The organism is Planktothrix sp. FACHB-1365, from assembly GCF_014697575.1.
Classification (GTDB): domain Bacteria; phylum Cyanobacteriota; class Cyanobacteriia; order Cyanobacteriales; family Microcoleaceae; genus Planktothrix.
The window spans coordinates 194,440-211,548 of record NZ_JACJSC010000006.1 but is presented as its reverse complement, the minus strand read 5'-3'; the positions used below and the strand labels follow the sequence as shown (position 1 = coordinate 211,548).

The following is a 17,109-nucleotide window of genomic DNA, read 5'->3' as shown; positions in this document are numbered from 1 at the left end:
CTGGCTCAAAGTCAAGGGGGTTTTGTGTAAAATCCAAAGCTTAATTTTAAATTAATTTTACAAATATTATTTTTTCTCAATAAAAATAATATTTTGTTGATCAAGTTTTAATTTTTACCCCAAATTAAACTATTTTAACTTAAATTTAACTTAAAACCTTTATCATGTACCCCGATTGAGGCTGGGAAATTACTGTAAATAAACTTAATATTAATATAATAATGTTATAGGGGAAAACATTGAGATCCTAAACCTAGTTCGATTTGATCCCCTCGAAAGCGGGTAATTCCATACTCAATAATATGATTATGTTGATCGACATTAATTGATTCAACTCGTAAAATAGAACTGGTTGTTGATATGTGCAATAATTGAGCATCGTCAGCATCAACAAGGCGAGAAGAAATCCACGTATTCCGCCGTAAATGATCACAGCCATAGATTTCTCTCAGGAGTCGGGAAATTGACCACATTTGGGCTTCATAGGCTAACAAATTCGGAAAATAGTCTAGGGGAAAATAGCTACTTGTAATAGAAATCGGTACATTATTGGCAAACATTAAACGTTCAATCCAAGCAACGGATTCTCCCACGAGAATTTCTAAATGATTAGCCACTAAAAGATCCGCTTTAATTTCTATACATTTTAACAATTGGAAACTAGGTTCTAAGCCTTGATTAATCAGAATTTCATTATAACGGACTCGTTTCCCTAGAGGATAAATAATCGGTTTCTTGGTCACAAAAATTCCTCGCCCTGGTTCGATATTTAACACGCCTTCACTTTTTAAACAAGCGATCGCCCGTCTGATAATATGACGATTCACATTAAAACATTGACTTAATAAACTTTCTTGAGGTAATTGCTCTCCAACTCGATAAATTCCTTGTTTAATGTTGTGTCGAATTCGTTCAGCAACTTGAAGGTGAATCGGGACAGGATTAAGGCTCATTCCAAATCAGCAATTAAATAAAGAGTCGGGGGTTAGACTGATAAAGATGTCTTTAATAATCTTAGCATCTGTTAGCGTGTTGTCATCAAATTATCTAATTTTTTACCGATCCCTAGACTTTAATAACAATCCGGTACTAATGAGAATAATTTCATCAAGGGGTTTATAATAGTTCTATGATTTGTTTTAGGACACATTCATCATGTTAAAGTTATACCATACTCCCTTTTCAATCAATACCCAGCGAGTTTGACTTCTATTATTAGAAAAGCAAATAGAATTTGAATCGGTTTTTATCGAGTTAGATGGCGATCAATTTAAACACGTTGCTTAATCAAAAATATGATGTCATCAAGTCAATTTATTGTTTATGCTTGTCCTCAAGGTGAATTAGCTGGACAAATTCAAGCATTTTATCAAGAAAGTTTAGATTTATGCGGCTTTAATGCAGCCCATAATTATATGCCCCATTGTACCTTAACCGGATTTTTTAACGATGAAATATCATCAATTAATTTGTATATTCAAGCATTGGAAACGGCTTACAATACTGCAAAATCAACTGCAACACCGCTTAAACTTGATGTCATCAAAATGACCTTTCAAACTCATTGGTATGGTTTAGAATTAAAAACCGAAGGAATTCCCTCTCTAATGATTCATTTTGCTCAATTAGCAAATTCACCCACTCGTCTTGAAGCCTTACGATTAAAAACTTGGCTGCATTTGAGTTTAGCCTATGAATTTCAACCCGAACACGCTGAACAATTAAAACATCTAGCTCAAATTAGAATTAATCCCCAAGCTCAAGTAGATTGGGAATTAAGGTTTTATCAAAGACATCTTGACCAGTCCTGGACTTGTCATCAATCTTGGCTGTTAAAAACATAAGGGAAAAGTGTTAAGTTCAACTTTTCTTGATTTTTATCCTTAATCTATCTCTAGGATTTCCGCCTATCCTGAGACTTGATTTATGGATCAATTTCCTTCATAATAACTTTAACGCTTTATCCATACACCAATGCCTAACTTTAAAAAAATTACTCACGTTATTTACGACCTAGATGGTCTACTGTTAGACACAGAACCCCTTCATGCTAGAGTAAATCAAATCGTCGCTCACCGTTATGGGAAAACGATTGAACATAGTTTGAGTTGCAAAGTTAGGGGCAGAAAATCCCATGATTCAGCAAAACTTCTGATTCAAGAGTTAGATTTATCTCTCAGCGTTGAAGAATTTCTAAAACAAAAAGACGCAATTATTTATGAATTATACCCCCATGTTTTGCCCTTAGACGGAGCAGTTCATCTGACTCAACATCTCGCTTTTCATAACATTCCGCAAGCGGTTGCCACCAGTTCAGGAACTCGTCCGTTTACGGCTAAAACCCAAAGTCATCAAGGCTGGTTTTCTCTATTTCAAGAAATTGTTCGGGGGGATGATCCTGAACTCAAAAATGGTAAACCTGCCCCCGATATTTTCCTATTAGTTGCTCAACGTTTAGGGGCAAAACCTGAAAACTGTTTAGTCTTTGAAGATGCTTTAGCAGGGGTTTCCGCAGCGAAAGCGGCAGGAATGTCAGTAGTTGCTGTTCCCGCATCAGATATGGATCAATCTCTTTATCAAGAAGCGGATCAAATTCTCAATTCTCTGAGTGAATTTCAACCGGAATTATGGCAGTTACCCAAGTTTTAATCAATTAATCAAAGATTAGATGATTAAGGGAAATTAGCAATAACAATTTTCCTCATCTTACTCAGGCTTATTCAGCATCTTTAGGGGTTCTAAAAGATTTTTAACCTTTTTTTGACTTGACATATCAAAAAAACTTGATATGATTTTAATATCCCTAACTCTAACTGTCACAGGGGATACTTTATGACTGCTAGACTATCAAAATTGCCCAGTTCTCTGAAAACCTTAGCTTTAGCTGTTGGGACTTCTACCCTGCTTCTGGCGTGCAGTCCAGGTCAGACCAAACAGACAAAAGCCATTCATATTGATGGTTCTAGTACCGTCTATCCCATTACTAAGACCATTGTTAAAGAATACAATGCTCAGAGCCGTTCTGCTCTGGATGTAAAGGTTGATTTTTCAGGAACAGGAGGTGGCTTTAGAAAATTTTGTGCTGGAGAAACCGACATCAGTAATGCTTCTCGACCTATTTTAAAAGAAGAAATTGAAGTTTGTAAAAAAAACAATATTTCTTATCTTGAATTACCTGTTGCTTTTGATGCTTTGACAATTGTAGTTAATCCTAAAAATACCTGGGCTAATGATATTACCGTTGCGGAGTTAAAGAAACTTTGGGAACCTCAAGCAGACGGAAAAATTAAAACTTGGAATCAAATTCGAGCGTCCTGGCCAAACCAACCGATTAATCTCTATGGCCCCGGTAAAGATTCAGGAACCTTTGATTATTTTACCGCCGCTATTGTTGGGGAAGAAGGCGCAAGCCGAAGCGATTATCAAGCCAGTGAAGATGACGAAATTATTGCACAGGGAGTGATGAATGACCCCAATGGACTCGGTTATTTTGGCTATGCTTATTATCAAGAAAGACCTGGAGATTTAAAAGCATTAGCCGTTGATAATCAAAAAGGTTCTGGGCCGATAAAACCCTCAGCCAATGCAACGGAAGCCGAGAAATATCGACCCCTAGCTCGGCCCTTATTTATCTATGTTAATGCGGTTACTGCTCAAAATAACCCAGCCATGAATGATTTTCTGGATTTCTATATGCAAAAAGCGCCTAAAGTCGTTCAAAATGTCGGTTATATTGCCTTTGATCCTGATGACTACACCAAACTCTATCGTAACTTTCATAAAACCAAAGTGGGGACGGTATTTGGGGGAACATCGGAGTTTAACTTAACCCTCGATGAAGTGTTAACAAAACGATCAGAATACTAAATTTTTAAGGAGGTTTAATGAGTAGAAATTCCCCTCAAGTTAATTCATCGGCGGTACAAGCCGGAGGTAAACTCAGTCGTTTTGAAAAATACCTAACGGTTTGGGTGTTTTTATGTATTATTGGCGGCATTATTTTAGGGCGTTTATTCCCCGGAGTTGCCGTTACGTTGGACTCGATGAGTGTCTATCAAATTTCGATTCCCATTGCCATTTGCCTGTTTTTTATGATGTATCCCATCATGGTAAAAATTGATTTTACCCAGGCTGCAAATGCCATCCGTGCCCCCAAACCCGTATTACTCACTTTAGTGGTTAATTGGTTAATTAAACCCTTTACAATGGTGGTGTTTGCTCAATTCTTTTTAGGCTGGTTATTCCGCCCTCTTTTAACAGGAACAGAACTGATCCGAGGACAGGAAGTTTCCTTAGCAAATTCCTATATTGCGGGAACGATTTTATTAGGAATTGCACCCTGTACCGCGATGGTTTTGATGTGGGGTTATCTGTGTTATGGAAATCAAGGTCATACCTTAGTGATGGTGGCGGTTAATTCCTTAGCGATGTTATTTTTATATGCTCCGTTAGGGCGTTGGTTACTCGCAGCAAACGATTTAACCGTTCCTTGGCTAACGATTTTTTTATCGGTTGTAATTTATGTGGGATTACCTTTAGCTGCGGGAATGTATAGCCGATATTGGATTTTAAAAAATAAGGGTAAGCAATGGTTTGAACAAAAGTTTCTGCACTATTTAAGCCCCATTGCTATCTCTGCACTCTTGATGACTTTGGTTTTACTGTTTGCTTTTAAAGGAGAATTAATTGTTAATAATCCTTTGCATATTGTGTTGATTGCAGTTCCGTTATTCATCCAAACCAATTTTATCTTTCTGATTAGCTATGTGGCTGCTTTAAAATTGAAACTGTCCTATGAAGATGCCGCACCTGCTGCATTAATTGGGGCGAGTAATCATTTTGAAGTTGCGATCGCCACAGCCGTAACCTTATTTGGTTTAAATTCTGGCGCGGCTTTAGCAACGGTTGTGGGGGTATTAATTGAGGTTCCTGTGATGTTAATGTTGGTCGAAATTTGTAAAAAAACAGCCTTTTGGTTTCCCAGAGAACCGGAAAAAGCCAGCTTATTTGATCCTCGTTGCTTAAAGGTCTAAATCAATGAGTCAATTTGATCATCCACCCCGAATTCTGTTCTTATACGGTTCTTTGCGAGAGCGTTCCTATAGTCGTTTATTAGCAGAAGAAGCTGCCCGAATTATTCAAGAATTGGGTGCAGAAGTCAGGTTTTTTAACCCGCGAGAATTACCGATTTATGGAAGTGTACCGGATACTCACCCTAAAGTTCAGGAGTTACGTGAACTGAGTTTGTGGTCTGAGGGACAGGTCTGGTCAAGTCCAGAATTGCATGGTCAAATCAGTGGGATTATGAAAAATCAAATTGATTGGATTCCGCTCAATATTGGGGCTGTTAGACCCACTCAGGGGAGAACATTAGCGGTGATGCAAGTGAGTGGGGGTTCCCAGTCTTTTAATGCTGTTAATACCCTGAGAATTTTAGGTCGTTGGATGCGAATGTTCACCATTCCCAATCAATCTTCAGTGGCTAAAGCTTACCAAGAATTTAACGAAGACGGGACGATGAAAGATTCCCCTTATCGAGATCGGGTTGTTGATGTTATGGAGGAGCTTTACAAATTTACGGTATTACTACGAGATCAGGTGGATTATCTCACAGACCGTTACAGTGAACGCAAAGAAAAAGGGATTCAAGAAACCCTAAGTGATATTAGCAAAACGGTTAATGGAGTCCATCTTCATCGAATGTAAATGATTCAGCTTTTCGAGTTTTTAACGTTTATCAATTAGGAGATTGAACATGAAAAAAGTAATGTTTGTTTGTAAAAGAAATTCTTGTCGTTCTCAAATGGCGGAAGGATTTGCCAGAACATTAGGGGAAGGAAAGATAGTTGTTACCAGTTCCGGTTTAGAAGCCAGTCGGGTTCATCCAACAGCAATTCAAGTGATGGATGAAATTGGGATTGATATTACTAATCAAACTTCTGATCCCTTAAGTAATTTCCAAGCGGAAGATTATGATGCGGTGATTTCTCTGTGTGGTTGTGGTGTAAATTTACCGGAAGATTGGGTAATTCGAGAAGTTTTTGAAGATTGGCAATTAGATGATCCCGATGGACAACCGTTAGAAACTTTTCATCGAGTTAGAGATGAAATTAAAGTCCGAGTTGAAGCGTTAATTGATGCTTTAAGTTGAACAGTAGGGGTGGGTTTTCTAGGTTTGACTCACCCTGATATTCAAGATTATGAGGAAAGGGAATAGGAAACAGGGAATGAAATTGTAAAGAATTTAAACGTTAACTTGCTTATTGGGGCAGGGGGGCTTAGGATTAATGTCATGGTTTTCGGGAATCGAAGCGGGAGCAAAAACCTGGGGGGATTCACGAAAAACCCTAGAACCTCGACAATTAAATAGTTTTTATTGTTGAGTTAGTTAAATTATTGCTAATCTCTTGCAATAATGAAGGCTGAAATGAGGCTAAAAATGAGGTTCACGAAAAGTGGCTTCAGAATGCCTACTCTGTCCCAGTTTCAGGGGGCAGTCTTTCTACTAATAGAATCCCGTTCGCGGGACTGAAACGAAATTTGTCCGAATCGGACAAAAATTGGAGAAATTCTTTCTACTAATAGAATCCCGTTCGCGGGACTGAAACCTGTAAAGACGAATATCAGGATTAAGTTGAACCCCACTAAAAGCTTTCTACTAATAGAATCCCGTTCGCGGGACTGAAACAATCCAGTACCAACGATAGAGCGGTTGAAATTCTAGGAACTTTCTACTAATAGAATCCCGTTCGCGGGACTGAAACATCCATAGCTAAGGATTAAATCTAGGATTAGGTTGTGACTTTCTACTAATAGAATCCCGTTCGCGGGACTGAAACGTTCAAACCCAAACTTATTCCTTCAAAAACAGAGATGGACACTTTCTACTAATAGAATCCCGTTCGCGGGACTGAAACATTTTTTTGGGTAATTGTGGCAATCAATCCAATAGGCTTTCTACTAATAGAATCCCGTTCGCGGGACTGAAACTTGTATCGTCGAAAACAAATGCGTCAGTACAGCAATACTTTCTACTAATAGAATCCCGTTCGCGGGACTGAAACATCTTTTAAAGATTTTATATCGGCGTTTTTCAGTACTTTCTACTAATAGAATCCCGTTCGCGGGACTGAAACTTCCCCCTTAATATTTGGGGACATCTCAACTAACTGATCATGCTTTCTACTAATAGAATCCCGTTCGCGGGACTGAAACCAGCGAATAAGAATAATACAGCGACAGCGACAATTGCTTTCTACTAATAGAATCCCGTTCGCGGGACTGAAACAGGAGATAATTTACCCCTGGAACCACACCGCCAGCACTTTCTACTAATAGAATCCCGTTCGCGGGACTGAAACTTGAGTTAAAAAGGCAGAAGATACTCTTGATAGGCACTTTCTACTAATAGAATCCCGTTCGCGGGACTGAAACATAGTAGCGTTAAGGTTGTTATTGGTCTGTCCATTCTTTCTACTAATAGAATCCCGTTCGCGGGACTGAAACGCAAAAGCACTTGATGCAATAGCAGAAGCCGCAAGACTTTCTACTAATAGAATCCCGTTCGCGGGACTGAAACATAAATTAATCCCGCAAGGTCGTAATTTAGTTTTTAGAAGCTTTCAACTAATATGCGGGACTTAAACCGCTAAACCAAAGCCCTGAAGGGCTTACTACATACATAGAAGCTTTCAACTAATATGCGGGACTTAAACCGCTAAACCAAAGCCCTGAAGGGCTTACTACATACATAGAAGCTTTCAACTAATATGCGGGACTTAAACCACTAAACCAAAGCCCTGAAGGGCTTACTACATAGAAACTTTCAACTAATAGAATTCCGCTTGCGGGACTGAAAACAATCTACTATTTTATATTCTATCCTTAAATGTTTGCTACACATCTCGCTTTTTAAGGGTGGTTGGGGGGGATCATCTGTAGCGTTCATAATGGGATTTCATATTATATCAAAATTGTTGTTTGTTACAGGAAAATTTTGCAAATAAAAATTAAACAGAAAACCATTCAATATTCAATAATTGCTCAAGGGTGTAAGGACATTCTAAAGGAAAATCAACCAAATTTTGAGTTTTAATTTTCACAAATCCTAACGCATCTTTATAAATAGAATCCAATTCTGATTCTAAATAATTACGAAGGTTTGTTGTGATTTTTCGTCTCAACTGAACTCTAAAGGTATAAATTTCTTCTTTCCAGTGAACGATATTATATTCAGCTTCGGTTGTCCAATATTGCAGTAATAATAAATGATGAATTATCTGTTCTAAAAGGCTGGCTACCGCGTTTTTCTTTTCTCTTCCCAACTCTTCTAATTCCTCAATTAAATTGTCTATATCTAAATCTCCAAATTGATGATTTTTAATTAATTTAACAGTTTCTTCTAACCATTGAGCATCATCAATTTCATAAAGCTGTTTTAAATTTGTAATCATTAATGACTCACCTCCTAATTGATTAATCTTCCGTTATTTTACGTTTTCCCCCTGGAGTTACCCCCCGACGTTGGGGTTCTGTTTGAGAACATCGAATAAACTGACGCAAATGTTCAATCGACGGATTATCGGGTAATAAATATAACTGTTCTAATCCCTGAGTAAACGAATAATCAGACCGATATAATAGACGAAATGCCTTTTTCAATAAACTAAATTCTTCTGAGGTAAATCCAGCCCGTTTTAACCCGACTAAATTGAGCGATCGCACCCGTGAAGGATTGCCTTCCACTAACATAAAGGGAGGCACATCTCGATCAATCCGAGTCATCCCTCCAATCATGGCTAATTGTCCGATATGCACAAATTGATGAACCCCTAAAACGCCGCTTAATCGTGCTTTCGATTCAATATAAACATGACCTGCTAAAGCAACAGAATTGGCAATCACCACCTGATCTTCAATCACACAATTATGAGCCACATGAGCATAGGCCATTAATAAATTTTGATTGCCAATAATAGTTGCTTCTCCAGCATTGGTAGCCCGATTAATCGTGACATATTCCCGAATTAAATTATCATCCCCAATTTGAACTAAACTTAAAGAGCCATCATATTTGAGATCTTGAGGTTCAGAACCAATGACCGCACCCGGAAAAATTTGATTGCGTGCGCCAATTTCCGTGCGTCCATTAATCACAACATGGGAACTAATTACCGTATCAGAACCGACCTTAACGTACTCCCCAATGACAGCATAAGCACCAACTTGAACCGTTGGATGGAGTTGTGCACCAGGATGAATGACAGCAGTGGGGTGAATTAAGGTCGTCATAGGAAATTAAAATCGGTTAAAACCTAATAAGGAATAAGGGTTTAGTCCACAAGAGAGAACATCAGTTCTCCTTCACAGGCCAGTTTACCATCGACTTCAGCGCGAGCTTGCATTTTACCAAAACGGCGTTGTTTCACGGTCAATAATTCGGCGGTCATAATTAATTGATCCCCTGGAACAACGGGACGGCGGAAACGGCATTTATCAATTCCTGCAAATAAAAATAGACTGCCTTTGAGATCAGGAAGTTGCTTTAAAACCACCCCTCCAACCTGCGCCATCGCCTCCACAATTAACACTCCTGGCATAATTGGACGTCCGGGGAAGTGACCTTGAAAATGGGGCTCGTTAATGGTGACATTTTTAATCCCAACCGCTTTTTGACCGGGGATATATTCAATAATGCGATCGACCAACGCAAAGGGATAGCGATGGGGTAATAAATTTTGAATGTCTTCAATCATGAATACGGTTTGAGTGGTTTCACCGTTCAACGCCGTATCCGTATCCGATGAATTTAATGTAACGTCAGATCTCGTCATCATCAACCGTGATAATAGGGTTCACAGGGGAAAGGGGTCAAGGACTGAGAAGACACAATCTTTGTTCAAGTTTAGGGTTCTGGTTAACACTCAACCGTCAATTTCTGATCTTGATGAATTTCCTGAACCAGTTGAACATGAAGATGATGTCCTGCTTTGTATGCCAAGTAATGAGCTTGAGGGATAACACCCAATAAACTCAAATCCCCTACTAAGTCTAAAATTTTATGACGCACGGGTTCATTTGCATATCTTAAGGGTGGATTTAACCATCCTGAGTGTCCACAGACAATGGCATTATCAAGGCTCCCGCCTTTTATCAGTCCCGCTTGGCGCAACTGTTCCACCTGTTCTTCCAGGGTAAAGGTTCGAGCCGGAGCAATTTCCTGAGCAAAAATTTCAGGGTTAGCGGTGTAACTATACCATTGATTGCCAATGGCGGGAACGGAAAAATCAATTCCATAGGTAAATCGCGTTTCTGAGGCGGGAAAAGCCGCGACAAACCCATCTCCGTGTTGAACGGATATCGGATGGGTGAGTTTAAAATTGTTGAATTTTTGAGATTGACCTTCGAGAGTTTGACGACCAACCGTTGCGATCGCTTCTACCCAATTTTGAGCCGAACCCTCTAATAACGGAACTTCTGGGCCATCAATTTCAATTCGAGCGTGATCAATTCCCATTCCTGTTAAAGCGGCTAACAAATGTTCAACGGTTCTAACGGTTGCGTTTGAATTGCCTAATTCTGTGGATAAAGTTGTGGATAATACCGATTTTAATCTCGCTGTAATAATCGGAGTTTCGGGTAAATCAACCCGCACAAAATAGCGTCCTTCTCCCAAATTTGCGGGTAAAACTCGAACCGTTGTCATTACTCCCGTATGTAATCCCACACCGGAACAACTAAAGGCTTCTTTTAAGGTATATTCGCTGTTGATACTCAAGGTTCAATCCTCATAATTTTTATGTATTTGTATGTTTAATTATTGCATATTTTTTGTTTTTTAATAATATTAAAATTTAATTAATTATTTTAAAATTTGACGCTATTGGGTTAAGTTACTCACTTGTTTCTCTCCATTTATCCTGACTAAATGCACCGCTTGAAACATAGATATATAGAAAGTGCTGAAATCATCTTAACATCAATTTTATGACTACTCGGATGGGGCGGATTAAATAGTAGAGAAAAGAGAGAGAAGTTGGCAACGGAAGGAATGCCCGATCTGTTTCGCTTGGAGCTATCAAAAGGTGGACGAGGTGGGCTAAGTAGGGAACTCGATCTTGAAAACGCTCTCTAACTTGAAAATAAAACAGTTTTTTTTCTCTGCCTCTAGTTGGGTTTTCGGCTTGACAGAACAGCCATTTACAGACTAAGGATGCAAGCGATTTAACTATTTGCTCTGCTTGAACCCTCTTCAACACTTCTTCTGGAAGATTTGCTCCTAGAAGATCGTGTGCTAAGAGAAGACCAAGGAAGAGCATTCGCAAACTATTCAACTGACTAGCCCGTTTTATAATCTGTTCCCAATTCATTTCCTGGTAAACCCGGATCACTTCAGCAACATCACAAATCTGTACCAATCGTTCTCGGTCTTGCCAAGAATCCCTGGCGATGTTAATGCAGAGAATTAAGAGCAAGTCCTCTGGAGACAAACTCAGTACGTTTATACCAGCAAGAGATACTGATTTAACACCTTTCCATAAGTCATCAAAATAGATTGAAACCGGAAAATCGTTCGGTGTGATTGCCTGGTGAAGATCTACACTAATCCTGCCATCCTGTGAGATGAGGTTACACTCCCAACCCCATTCATCATCTAGTCTATATCCCTGAGAAATCAGTAAGTCTTTAGCTGCCAGAACGTCTTGCTGGCGTACTAAGATATCTAGGTCGCAGAACTGTCGCAAAGCCAAATTGCCGTAAGCGGAAGCGGCTAAAACAGCACCTTTAAAGGGGATGGCAGGAATTTCATGAGTTGCAAATAGTTCCAAAAGTCTGAGCAGTTCCCCAGTCAAAGTAAGACTCCACCCGGCGTTAGCCTCAAAACTAGCTCGTAGTTGAGCCAAAGTAGCCTTGGGAACTCCTTCTGGGCAGGTCGTATTAAGATTCCAGTATAGAAGTGGCATTAACCCCTGAAGATTTGCTGTCTGAATCAGATACTCCCAATCAATATTTTCGTGCAGCAAAATTTTGAGCCGTTCAGCATTTTTAGAATCCATGCAAGTTCTAGCACAGCAAACCAAGATTTCGACTTCAGGACAAATATCTACTATTGGCAAATTAGCAGAGATGGGAGTTAAGGTAGTCATAAAGCTTAGAACTTTTGGGGATTCAAGATGAGATGGGTTCTGTCTTCTTCAACAAAACTCTCTCATACATCTGTTTAATTCGGTCTAAATAAGGTTCAGGAATCTCCCCAATCCATTTTTGAGTCATGACTCCATCTTCAATTAAAATAGCAGTGGGATAGGCATCTGCCATATAACTAAATAAAAGTTTATCCATCGAAACTAGGGGAAAGCGCACCATCTGTTCATCTTGAAATGCTTCCAATTCATCAGAGGGGAGAGACATAATTCCCAGAACTTGGGGCAGATCTTTTTGGGTATTCATCATATTGAGGAAAGGAACCCATCGTTTACAGTAGGGGCAATCTTTGCTGAGGAATACAACAAAATGGGAACCCTGTTGTAAGTCGTTGGGGCTATCTTTTAACCACCGACGCTTCCAATGATTTCCAAGTTTTAGGCGAGAGAAGTCTACAAGAGGCTTCTGTCGAGATAGCCAACCGAGGGTACTAGCAGATACCCCAACAATTAAAGCAAGTATCCATTGCCAAGTTTGGGTATGATGGTTTGCTATAGGATAAAACAATCCTATTCCTAGTAACAGAATATATCCTAAATTCAACAGGATACTTTGTTGGGGCGTGATGATTACAAGACCTCCATAGCAACCGCAATCTTCTGTTTTACCAGAGGAAGTAGACCAAAGAATTAACCCTGATGAACCGATTAAGAAAAGGATTGACACAGGAATAAGCCATTGAGGAAATTCATGAAAAATAAGGGCTAATCCTAATGCTGATTCTAAACCAATGAAGGTAATCGCTACCTGGGGGACAATTTTCGGGGGTAGCAGACCGTATCTGTAATTATGATGGATGAATTGTTCTGAATTGAGGGCTTTGGCGATTCCGGTTATTAGGAAAACAAAACCTACAATCAATATATAAAAAAACCCCAAATTACACTCCTTTTTACGTGCCTGTTTACTAGAGAAGATTGCCAAAAGGATTATTCAGCAAAAATACAATCTGAATTTTTTATCATTTTTAGGACTTATAAGATATTTTTTCAATGCGTAAGTCCTAATTTTTTTTAGTTGTAAGAGAGAGTGTTTATAAACACTCCTTGAACGAACCAATCGCTAAAATGCCAAAAAGCATAAGTTTGATTGAGTAAAAATAAAACTTAATTGATGTCTTTTTAATCCTCAAAAAAACAATGCCCCTATCTACTTTAAGGCATCAGATTTGTAATCTTTTTTGGCAGGTGCGTTCATTTGACGATCCATTTGGGCTGCTATTGTTACAGCCTAATCCCTCACAACACACTCCTCCTCCAGGATTAGAAGTTCCACATTTTCCACCTTCTGGAATACAAGGAGGTTCTGGAGGAGCAGATGTTGATACATGGCCTCCTGGATTAGCAACAGCAACTGATTTAACCACAGGAAACATTGAACCAATCGCAAATCCCCCAACCAACGTAGCCGTCTTAATCACCTTCCGACGTGACATCCCTGCAATTACATTTGTAGCAGGTTGTCGTAAATACTCTTGAATTAGGGAATAGCGTTCTAATTCTTCCAATGTCAGCCAAACCAAACCCCGCATATCCACATCACTATCGGCTGGGAGATTAAACTCCTTTTCCAGTTTCTTAGCAATATCATTAACTGTATTTTGACCATTTGATAATTCCCAGACTCTCACTGCCAGTGGCGTTAAACAATGGGAGGAATTATTAACTTGATCGTAAATAATCAATTCATTACCAATATCTTGCAGTAACAGATTTTCAGTTCGAGCGACAGGTATCATGGTTTTTTTCCTACTTATATCAATGAATTTTTAAAATGGTTTTAAACATACATCTCTTATTGCCGTAGGAGTACATATTAATCCAGCACAACAGTTATTCTGTTTATTCGTGCCTTCAATTTGAACATTACAGGTTTGTCTCTCGGTTCGACACGCACCACTACCACTGGAAGCCAGAGCAGGTTCAGGAGCAACAATAGATTTAACCACAGGAAACATCGAACCGATCGCAAACCCACCCACCAATGTAGCCGTCTTAATTGCCTTCCGACGTGACATCCCTGCAATTACATTTGTAGCAGGTTGTCGTAAATACTCTTGAATGAGGGAATAACGTTCTAATTCCTCCAATGTCAGCCAAACCAACCCCCGCATATCCACATCACTATTCCCAGGCAGATTAAACTCCTTTTCGAGTTTATGGGCAATATCATTAACTGTATTTTGACCATTTGATAATTCCCAGACTCTCACTGCTAGTGGCGTTAAACAATGGGAAGAATTATTATCTTGATCGTAAATAATCAATTCATTACCAATATCTTGCAGCAACAGATTTTCAGTTCTGGCGACAGGTATCATCGTTTTATCCTCGTTAATCAATGAATTTTTTAAACTGACAGTCAACTTAATTTTCTAAGTGTTGCAATAATGCGATCGCAATATCTTCTGCCTCATCTCGTTTCCCTTCCAAACATAAAGCACCAGAAACAGCACTTGCTAAAATAGGAAGGGCAAAATCAGGACGAAGACTCGCAACAATTGTGTTATCTAATAGTGCCAATACCCCATGTCCTAAAGACATTGGTTTTAAATTCCGTTGCACTCCAGACTCATATTGAGCATGAACAATCAAACCCACTGGTAAAGGTTCGGTTCCTGCTGTACCCCCCAATTCTTCTACAGAACACCGTTTAACTCGCTGCCCTTCTCCTTGCCGTATGGATAAACGTCTCGGATAGGGATGAACCCGTCCCTCAGTATCCAATACCGCATACTCATCCGAGTAATAGGTTGCTCCAGCGTTAACTAACGCCTTGACCAGAGTTGTTTTGCCACTAAAACTGCGCCCCGGAATGAGAATCGCTTTCCCCCGCCAACCCACAACACCCGCATGGACAAATAGCCAATCTTGTACAGCAATGCCAACCTGCAAGCGCAAGTCAGAGTCTAACGTCTCAAAAATGGTTTCAAGCTCTATACTTTCAGCAAGTTTTTCTTGCCCTCGATAGATCTGGTGATCAATGTAACGACCAGAACCTTTGCCAATTTCATCAACAATTAGCGAGTACAACTCATCAACTGGTGATGATGATTCCTCCCACCCAGGCGGTAGGTAATCCAAAAGCGGTTCCAAAATAGTTGGTTCGTTGACACGGATACCAATGTGAACACCATAGCTGACGAGAGAAATTCCAGCTTTCCAACTAATTTCGTCAAGTTCAGGGTAAAAGGGTACGCATTCAGTTTGTTGTTTTAATAGAGGCAAAGTAGAAGTCTGCATTGCAGCTTGTCCAAGTTTTCAAAGCTAAAGTTTTTCCTTGAACTAAACGGATAAAATTTCGGGTTTGGCACTATTCTTTTGCACCCCAACTGATCAAGTCAGACCCAATTGGATTTTTGATGTCTGACTTGAATAGCGATGTTATGCCAATAGACTTACGCAAAAACCCGATTTCTGAACATTACATCAAGCTCTTAGCTTAAAGCCAAGACGAGAAACCAGGTTTTTTAACCCTCCGGTGTGTAAGTTATGGCTCAAATCTTTAATGCTGCAATTATAAAGTGGATGAAAAAAAATACAATCGGTTTGTCTCCATCTTTATTAAATCTTTACTTTTTACAGAATTTATTGGTGTTGTTTCCACATCCTAGAAACTCTTAAGCATATTTGCTGATGCCCTTGAAGCATACACGCACAGCGATTTCTTTTCGATTTGTGGAGTAGCTCCAGTATGCTGAGGGATGTATTTGTACTCAACCCAGCAAGTTTAGGCTTGATTTGGGCTTAATTTTTGTTTAAGTCCCAATAATCGTGTAGTTTTGGTTCTTCTGTTGTTACTATTCCCTTTTTTACCACACTATTGATATTTTTCTCTAAGACTTTTTGTAGAACTTTATCCGCTAATCTTTTTGTATAACTCCTTCTTTTAAAATTATTCTAATACCCTTATGCTGGTGACTTGATCGCACTTTGACTCCTTAGAACCAAAATTTTGTTGTGAAAACGAGCAAAACTGAGTATATTTGATAAAGGAGTTCTATCAAAAATTGAATTAAGAGGAGGAAACCATCTCTAATGTTATCCAATTCAGAATATAATATACAATTTGATAAGATTTTTAGTCAAGCTTTAGATTTGGTAAATTCTAGCCTTAATCAACCTGATATTCCTTACAATGAAAGGCTAAACGCAGCTTTAAAAGTATTAGAGATTGGAATATTATCATCACAACAAAAGCAGTTGAATTCATTGTTACCCGAAGTTATCCCTTCTTCAGATATTTCTCCTGATCCTTTCTTGCAAAATCAACAAACAGAAGCCATTATTTTAAATCCAGATTATGTACAACTAGATAACTTTTTATCAGAGGAGGATTATCAGAAACTTTTAAAGATGACGCTTGCTAATCAAGACAAATTCTTTCCGTCGGAAGTAATTAATAATGAATCAAAATATCGGGAATCTTATATTTTACTTCCTCAACACTTTGTGGAGTTCCATGAACTGCTGACTCATCAACTTCTCTCCGTTAGACCCAATGTCATGCAGCAATTACAAATGCCGATGTTTTTAGTGTCCCATTTAGAAATGCAAATCACGGCGCATTTACAGGGGGGATATTATAAAATTCATCAAGATGTGGATGCCGGAAAAGCTGCCAATCGAAGATTAACCTATGTTTATTATTTTTATCAAGAACCTAAAGGCTTTTATGGGGGAGACTTAAGATTATATGAAACTAAAATTCAAGACAATCAATCTCTAATTCAAGAACGATTTAATCAAATTGAACCGCGCAATAATAGTATTATCTTTTTTGATAGTCGTTGTAAGCATGAAGTGTTACCCGTTTATTGTCCCTCTCAAAATTTTGCGGATAGTCGATTTGCCCTGAATGGTTGGATTCATGCTTGATTAGACGTTTTTAATTTGTTGCTCAATG

The 17,109-nt window shown here is 38.9% G+C and carries 17 protein-coding genes and 1 CRISPR repeat array; of the genes, 7 read left to right on the top strand and 10 right to left on the bottom strand.

What is annotated here, in order from left to right:
- Positions 1 to 224: 224 nt before the first annotated feature.
- Positions 225 to 953, bottom strand: a complete 729-nt coding sequence (phnF, locus tag H6G57_RS10690; protein ID WP_190518424.1) for a phosphonate metabolism transcriptional regulator PhnF — start codon at positions 951 to 953, stop codon at positions 225 to 227.
- Positions 954 to 1,295: 342 nt separating this feature from the next.
- Between phnF and H6G57_RS10685 the strand changes: the two genes are divergently transcribed.
- From H6G57_RS10685 to arsC, 6 genes are all read left to right on the top strand, one after another.
- On the top strand, positions 1,296 to 1,844 hold the full coding sequence (locus H6G57_RS10685; RefSeq protein ID WP_242048937.1) for a hypothetical protein: 549 nt from the start codon (positions 1,296 to 1,298) through the stop codon (positions 1,842 to 1,844).
- 130 nt (positions 1,845 to 1,974) lie between these two features.
- Positions 1,975 to 2,649, top strand: coding sequence for an HAD-IA family hydrolase (locus H6G57_RS10680; RefSeq protein ID WP_190518422.1), 675 nt, complete (start codon positions 1,975 to 1,977; stop codon positions 2,647 to 2,649).
- Positions 2,650 to 2,832: 183 nt separating this feature from the next.
- Complete coding sequence (locus H6G57_RS10675) at positions 2,833 to 3,867, top strand: PstS family phosphate ABC transporter substrate-binding protein (RefSeq protein ID WP_190518420.1); 1,035 nt, start codon at positions 2,833 to 2,835, stop codon at positions 3,865 to 3,867.
- A gap of 17 nt (positions 3,868 to 3,884) precedes the next feature.
- The gene (arsB, locus tag H6G57_RS10670; protein WP_190518419.1) at positions 3,885 to 5,033 is read left to right on the top strand and encodes an ACR3 family arsenite efflux transporter; all 1,149 of its coding nucleotides are present in this window, start codon (positions 3,885 to 3,887) and stop codon (positions 5,031 to 5,033) included.
- Between the two features lie 4 nt (positions 5,034 to 5,037).
- The gene (gene arsH / locus H6G57_RS10665) at positions 5,038 to 5,706 is read left to right on the top strand and encodes an arsenical resistance protein ArsH (RefSeq protein ID WP_190518417.1); all 669 of its coding nucleotides are present in this window, start codon (positions 5,038 to 5,040) and stop codon (positions 5,704 to 5,706) included.
- 49 nt (positions 5,707 to 5,755) lie between these two features.
- A complete protein-coding gene (gene arsC / locus H6G57_RS10660) occupies positions 5,756 to 6,151 on the top strand; it encodes an arsenate reductase, glutathione/glutaredoxin type (RefSeq protein ID WP_190518411.1) in 396 nt (131 codons plus the stop codon).
- A 347-nt stretch (positions 6,152 to 6,498) separates the two neighbouring features.
- A CRISPR array of direct repeats spans positions 6,499 to 7,784; the repeat unit is 37 nt; unit sequence CTTTCTACTAATAGAATCCCGTTCGCGGGACTGAAAC.
- A 225-nt stretch (positions 7,785 to 8,009) separates the two neighbouring features.
- Here arsC and H6G57_RS10655 read toward each other — a convergent pair.
- From H6G57_RS10655 to H6G57_RS10615, 9 genes are all read right to left on the bottom strand, one after another.
- Positions 8,010 to 8,453 carry a DUF29 domain-containing protein gene (locus tag H6G57_RS10655; RefSeq protein WP_190518409.1) on the bottom strand — a complete coding sequence of 148 codons (444 nt, stop codon included), beginning with the start codon at positions 8,451 to 8,453 and terminating at the stop codon, positions 8,010 to 8,012.
- 22 nt (positions 8,454 to 8,475) lie between these two features.
- Complete coding sequence (lpxA, locus tag H6G57_RS10650) at positions 8,476 to 9,291, bottom strand: acyl-ACP--UDP-N-acetylglucosamine O-acyltransferase (protein ID WP_190518407.1); 816 nt, start codon at positions 9,289 to 9,291, stop codon at positions 8,476 to 8,478.
- 41 nt (positions 9,292 to 9,332) lie between these two features.
- Positions 9,333 to 9,836, bottom strand: a complete 504-nt coding sequence (gene fabZ / locus H6G57_RS10645) for a 3-hydroxyacyl-ACP dehydratase FabZ (RefSeq protein ID WP_190518405.1) — start codon at positions 9,834 to 9,836, stop codon at positions 9,333 to 9,335.
- 80 nt (positions 9,837 to 9,916) lie between these two features.
- Positions 9,917 to 10,777 carry a UDP-3-O-acyl-N-acetylglucosamine deacetylase gene (gene lpxC / locus H6G57_RS10640; RefSeq protein ID WP_190518404.1) on the bottom strand — a complete coding sequence of 287 codons (861 nt, stop codon included), beginning with the start codon at positions 10,775 to 10,777 and terminating at the stop codon, positions 9,917 to 9,919.
- A gap of 190 nt (positions 10,778 to 10,967) precedes the next feature.
- Entirely contained in the window at positions 10,968 to 12,146 is a 1,179-nt protein-coding gene (locus tag H6G57_RS10635) for a nucleotidyltransferase family protein (protein ID WP_190518402.1), read from the bottom strand.
- A gap of 22 nt (positions 12,147 to 12,168) precedes the next feature.
- Positions 12,169 to 13,065 (bottom strand): peroxiredoxin family protein, encoded by an 897-nt coding sequence (locus H6G57_RS10630; protein ID WP_375539516.1) that lies wholly within the window; start codon positions 13,063 to 13,065, stop codon positions 12,169 to 12,171.
- A gap of 301 nt (positions 13,066 to 13,366) precedes the next feature.
- Positions 13,367 to 13,942: a PqqD family protein gene (locus tag H6G57_RS10625; RefSeq protein WP_190518398.1), complete on the bottom strand. Its 576-nt coding sequence runs from the start codon at positions 13,940 to 13,942 to the stop codon at positions 13,367 to 13,369.
- Positions 13,943 to 13,972: 30 nt separating this feature from the next.
- Positions 13,973 to 14,524 (bottom strand): PqqD family peptide modification chaperone, encoded by a 552-nt coding sequence (locus tag H6G57_RS10620; RefSeq protein ID WP_190518396.1) that lies wholly within the window; start codon positions 14,522 to 14,524, stop codon positions 13,973 to 13,975.
- Between the two features lie 46 nt (positions 14,525 to 14,570).
- Positions 14,571 to 15,446, bottom strand: a complete 876-nt coding sequence (locus H6G57_RS10615) for a hypothetical protein (protein WP_190518394.1) — start codon at positions 15,444 to 15,446, stop codon at positions 14,571 to 14,573.
- Between the two features lie 795 nt (positions 15,447 to 16,241).
- On the opposite strand from H6G57_RS10615, the gene H6G57_RS10610 reads away from it, so the two are divergent.
- Positions 16,242 to 17,081, top strand: a complete 840-nt coding sequence (locus tag H6G57_RS10610; protein ID WP_190518392.1) for a 2OG-Fe(II) oxygenase — start codon at positions 16,242 to 16,244, stop codon at positions 17,079 to 17,081.
- Positions 17,082 to 17,109: the final 28 nt, after the last annotated feature.

Coding starts and splice junctions, on each gene's coding strand:
- fabZ (WP_190518405.1), bottom strand. CDS start 9,836: ATGATGACGAGATCTGACGTTACATTAAATTCATCGGATACGGATACG.
- H6G57_RS10635 (WP_190518402.1), bottom strand. CDS start 12,146: ATGACTACCTTAACTCCCATCTCTGCTAATTTGCCAATAGTAGATATT.
- phnF (WP_190518424.1), bottom strand. CDS start 953: ATGAGCCTTAATCCTGTCCCGATTCACCTTCAAGTTGCTGAACGAATT.
- H6G57_RS10615 (WP_190518394.1), bottom strand. CDS start 15,446: ATGCAGACTTCTACTTTGCCTCTATTAAAACAACAAACTGAATGCGTA.
- H6G57_RS10620 (WP_190518396.1), bottom strand. CDS start 14,524: ATGATACCTGTCGCCAGAACTGAAAATCTGTTGCTGCAAGATATTGGT.
- H6G57_RS10655 (WP_190518409.1), bottom strand. CDS start 8,453: ATGATTACAAATTTAAAACAGCTTTATGAAATTGATGATGCTCAATGG.
- arsH (WP_190518417.1), top strand. CDS start 5,038: ATGAGTCAATTTGATCATCCACCCCGAATTCTGTTCTTATACGGTTCT.
- lpxA (WP_190518407.1), bottom strand. CDS start 9,291: ATGACGACCTTAATTCACCCCACTGCTGTCATTCATCCTGGTGCACAA.
- arsC (WP_190518411.1), top strand. CDS start 5,756: ATGAAAAAAGTAATGTTTGTTTGTAAAAGAAATTCTTGTCGTTCTCAA.
- H6G57_RS10625 (WP_190518398.1), bottom strand. CDS start 13,942: ATGATACCTGTCGCTCGAACTGAAAATCTGTTACTGCAAGATATTGGT.
- H6G57_RS10675 (WP_190518420.1), top strand. CDS start 2,833: ATGACTGCTAGACTATCAAAATTGCCCAGTTCTCTGAAAACCTTAGCT.
- H6G57_RS10680 (WP_190518422.1), top strand. CDS start 1,975: ATGCCTAACTTTAAAAAAATTACTCACGTTATTTACGACCTAGATGGT.
- H6G57_RS10610 (WP_190518392.1), top strand. CDS start 16,242: ATGTTATCCAATTCAGAATATAATATACAATTTGATAAGATTTTTAGT.
- arsB (WP_190518419.1), top strand. CDS start 3,885: ATGAGTAGAAATTCCCCTCAAGTTAATTCATCGGCGGTACAAGCCGGA.
- H6G57_RS10685 (WP_242048937.1), top strand. CDS start 1,296: ATGATGTCATCAAGTCAATTTATTGTTTATGCTTGTCCTCAAGGTGAA.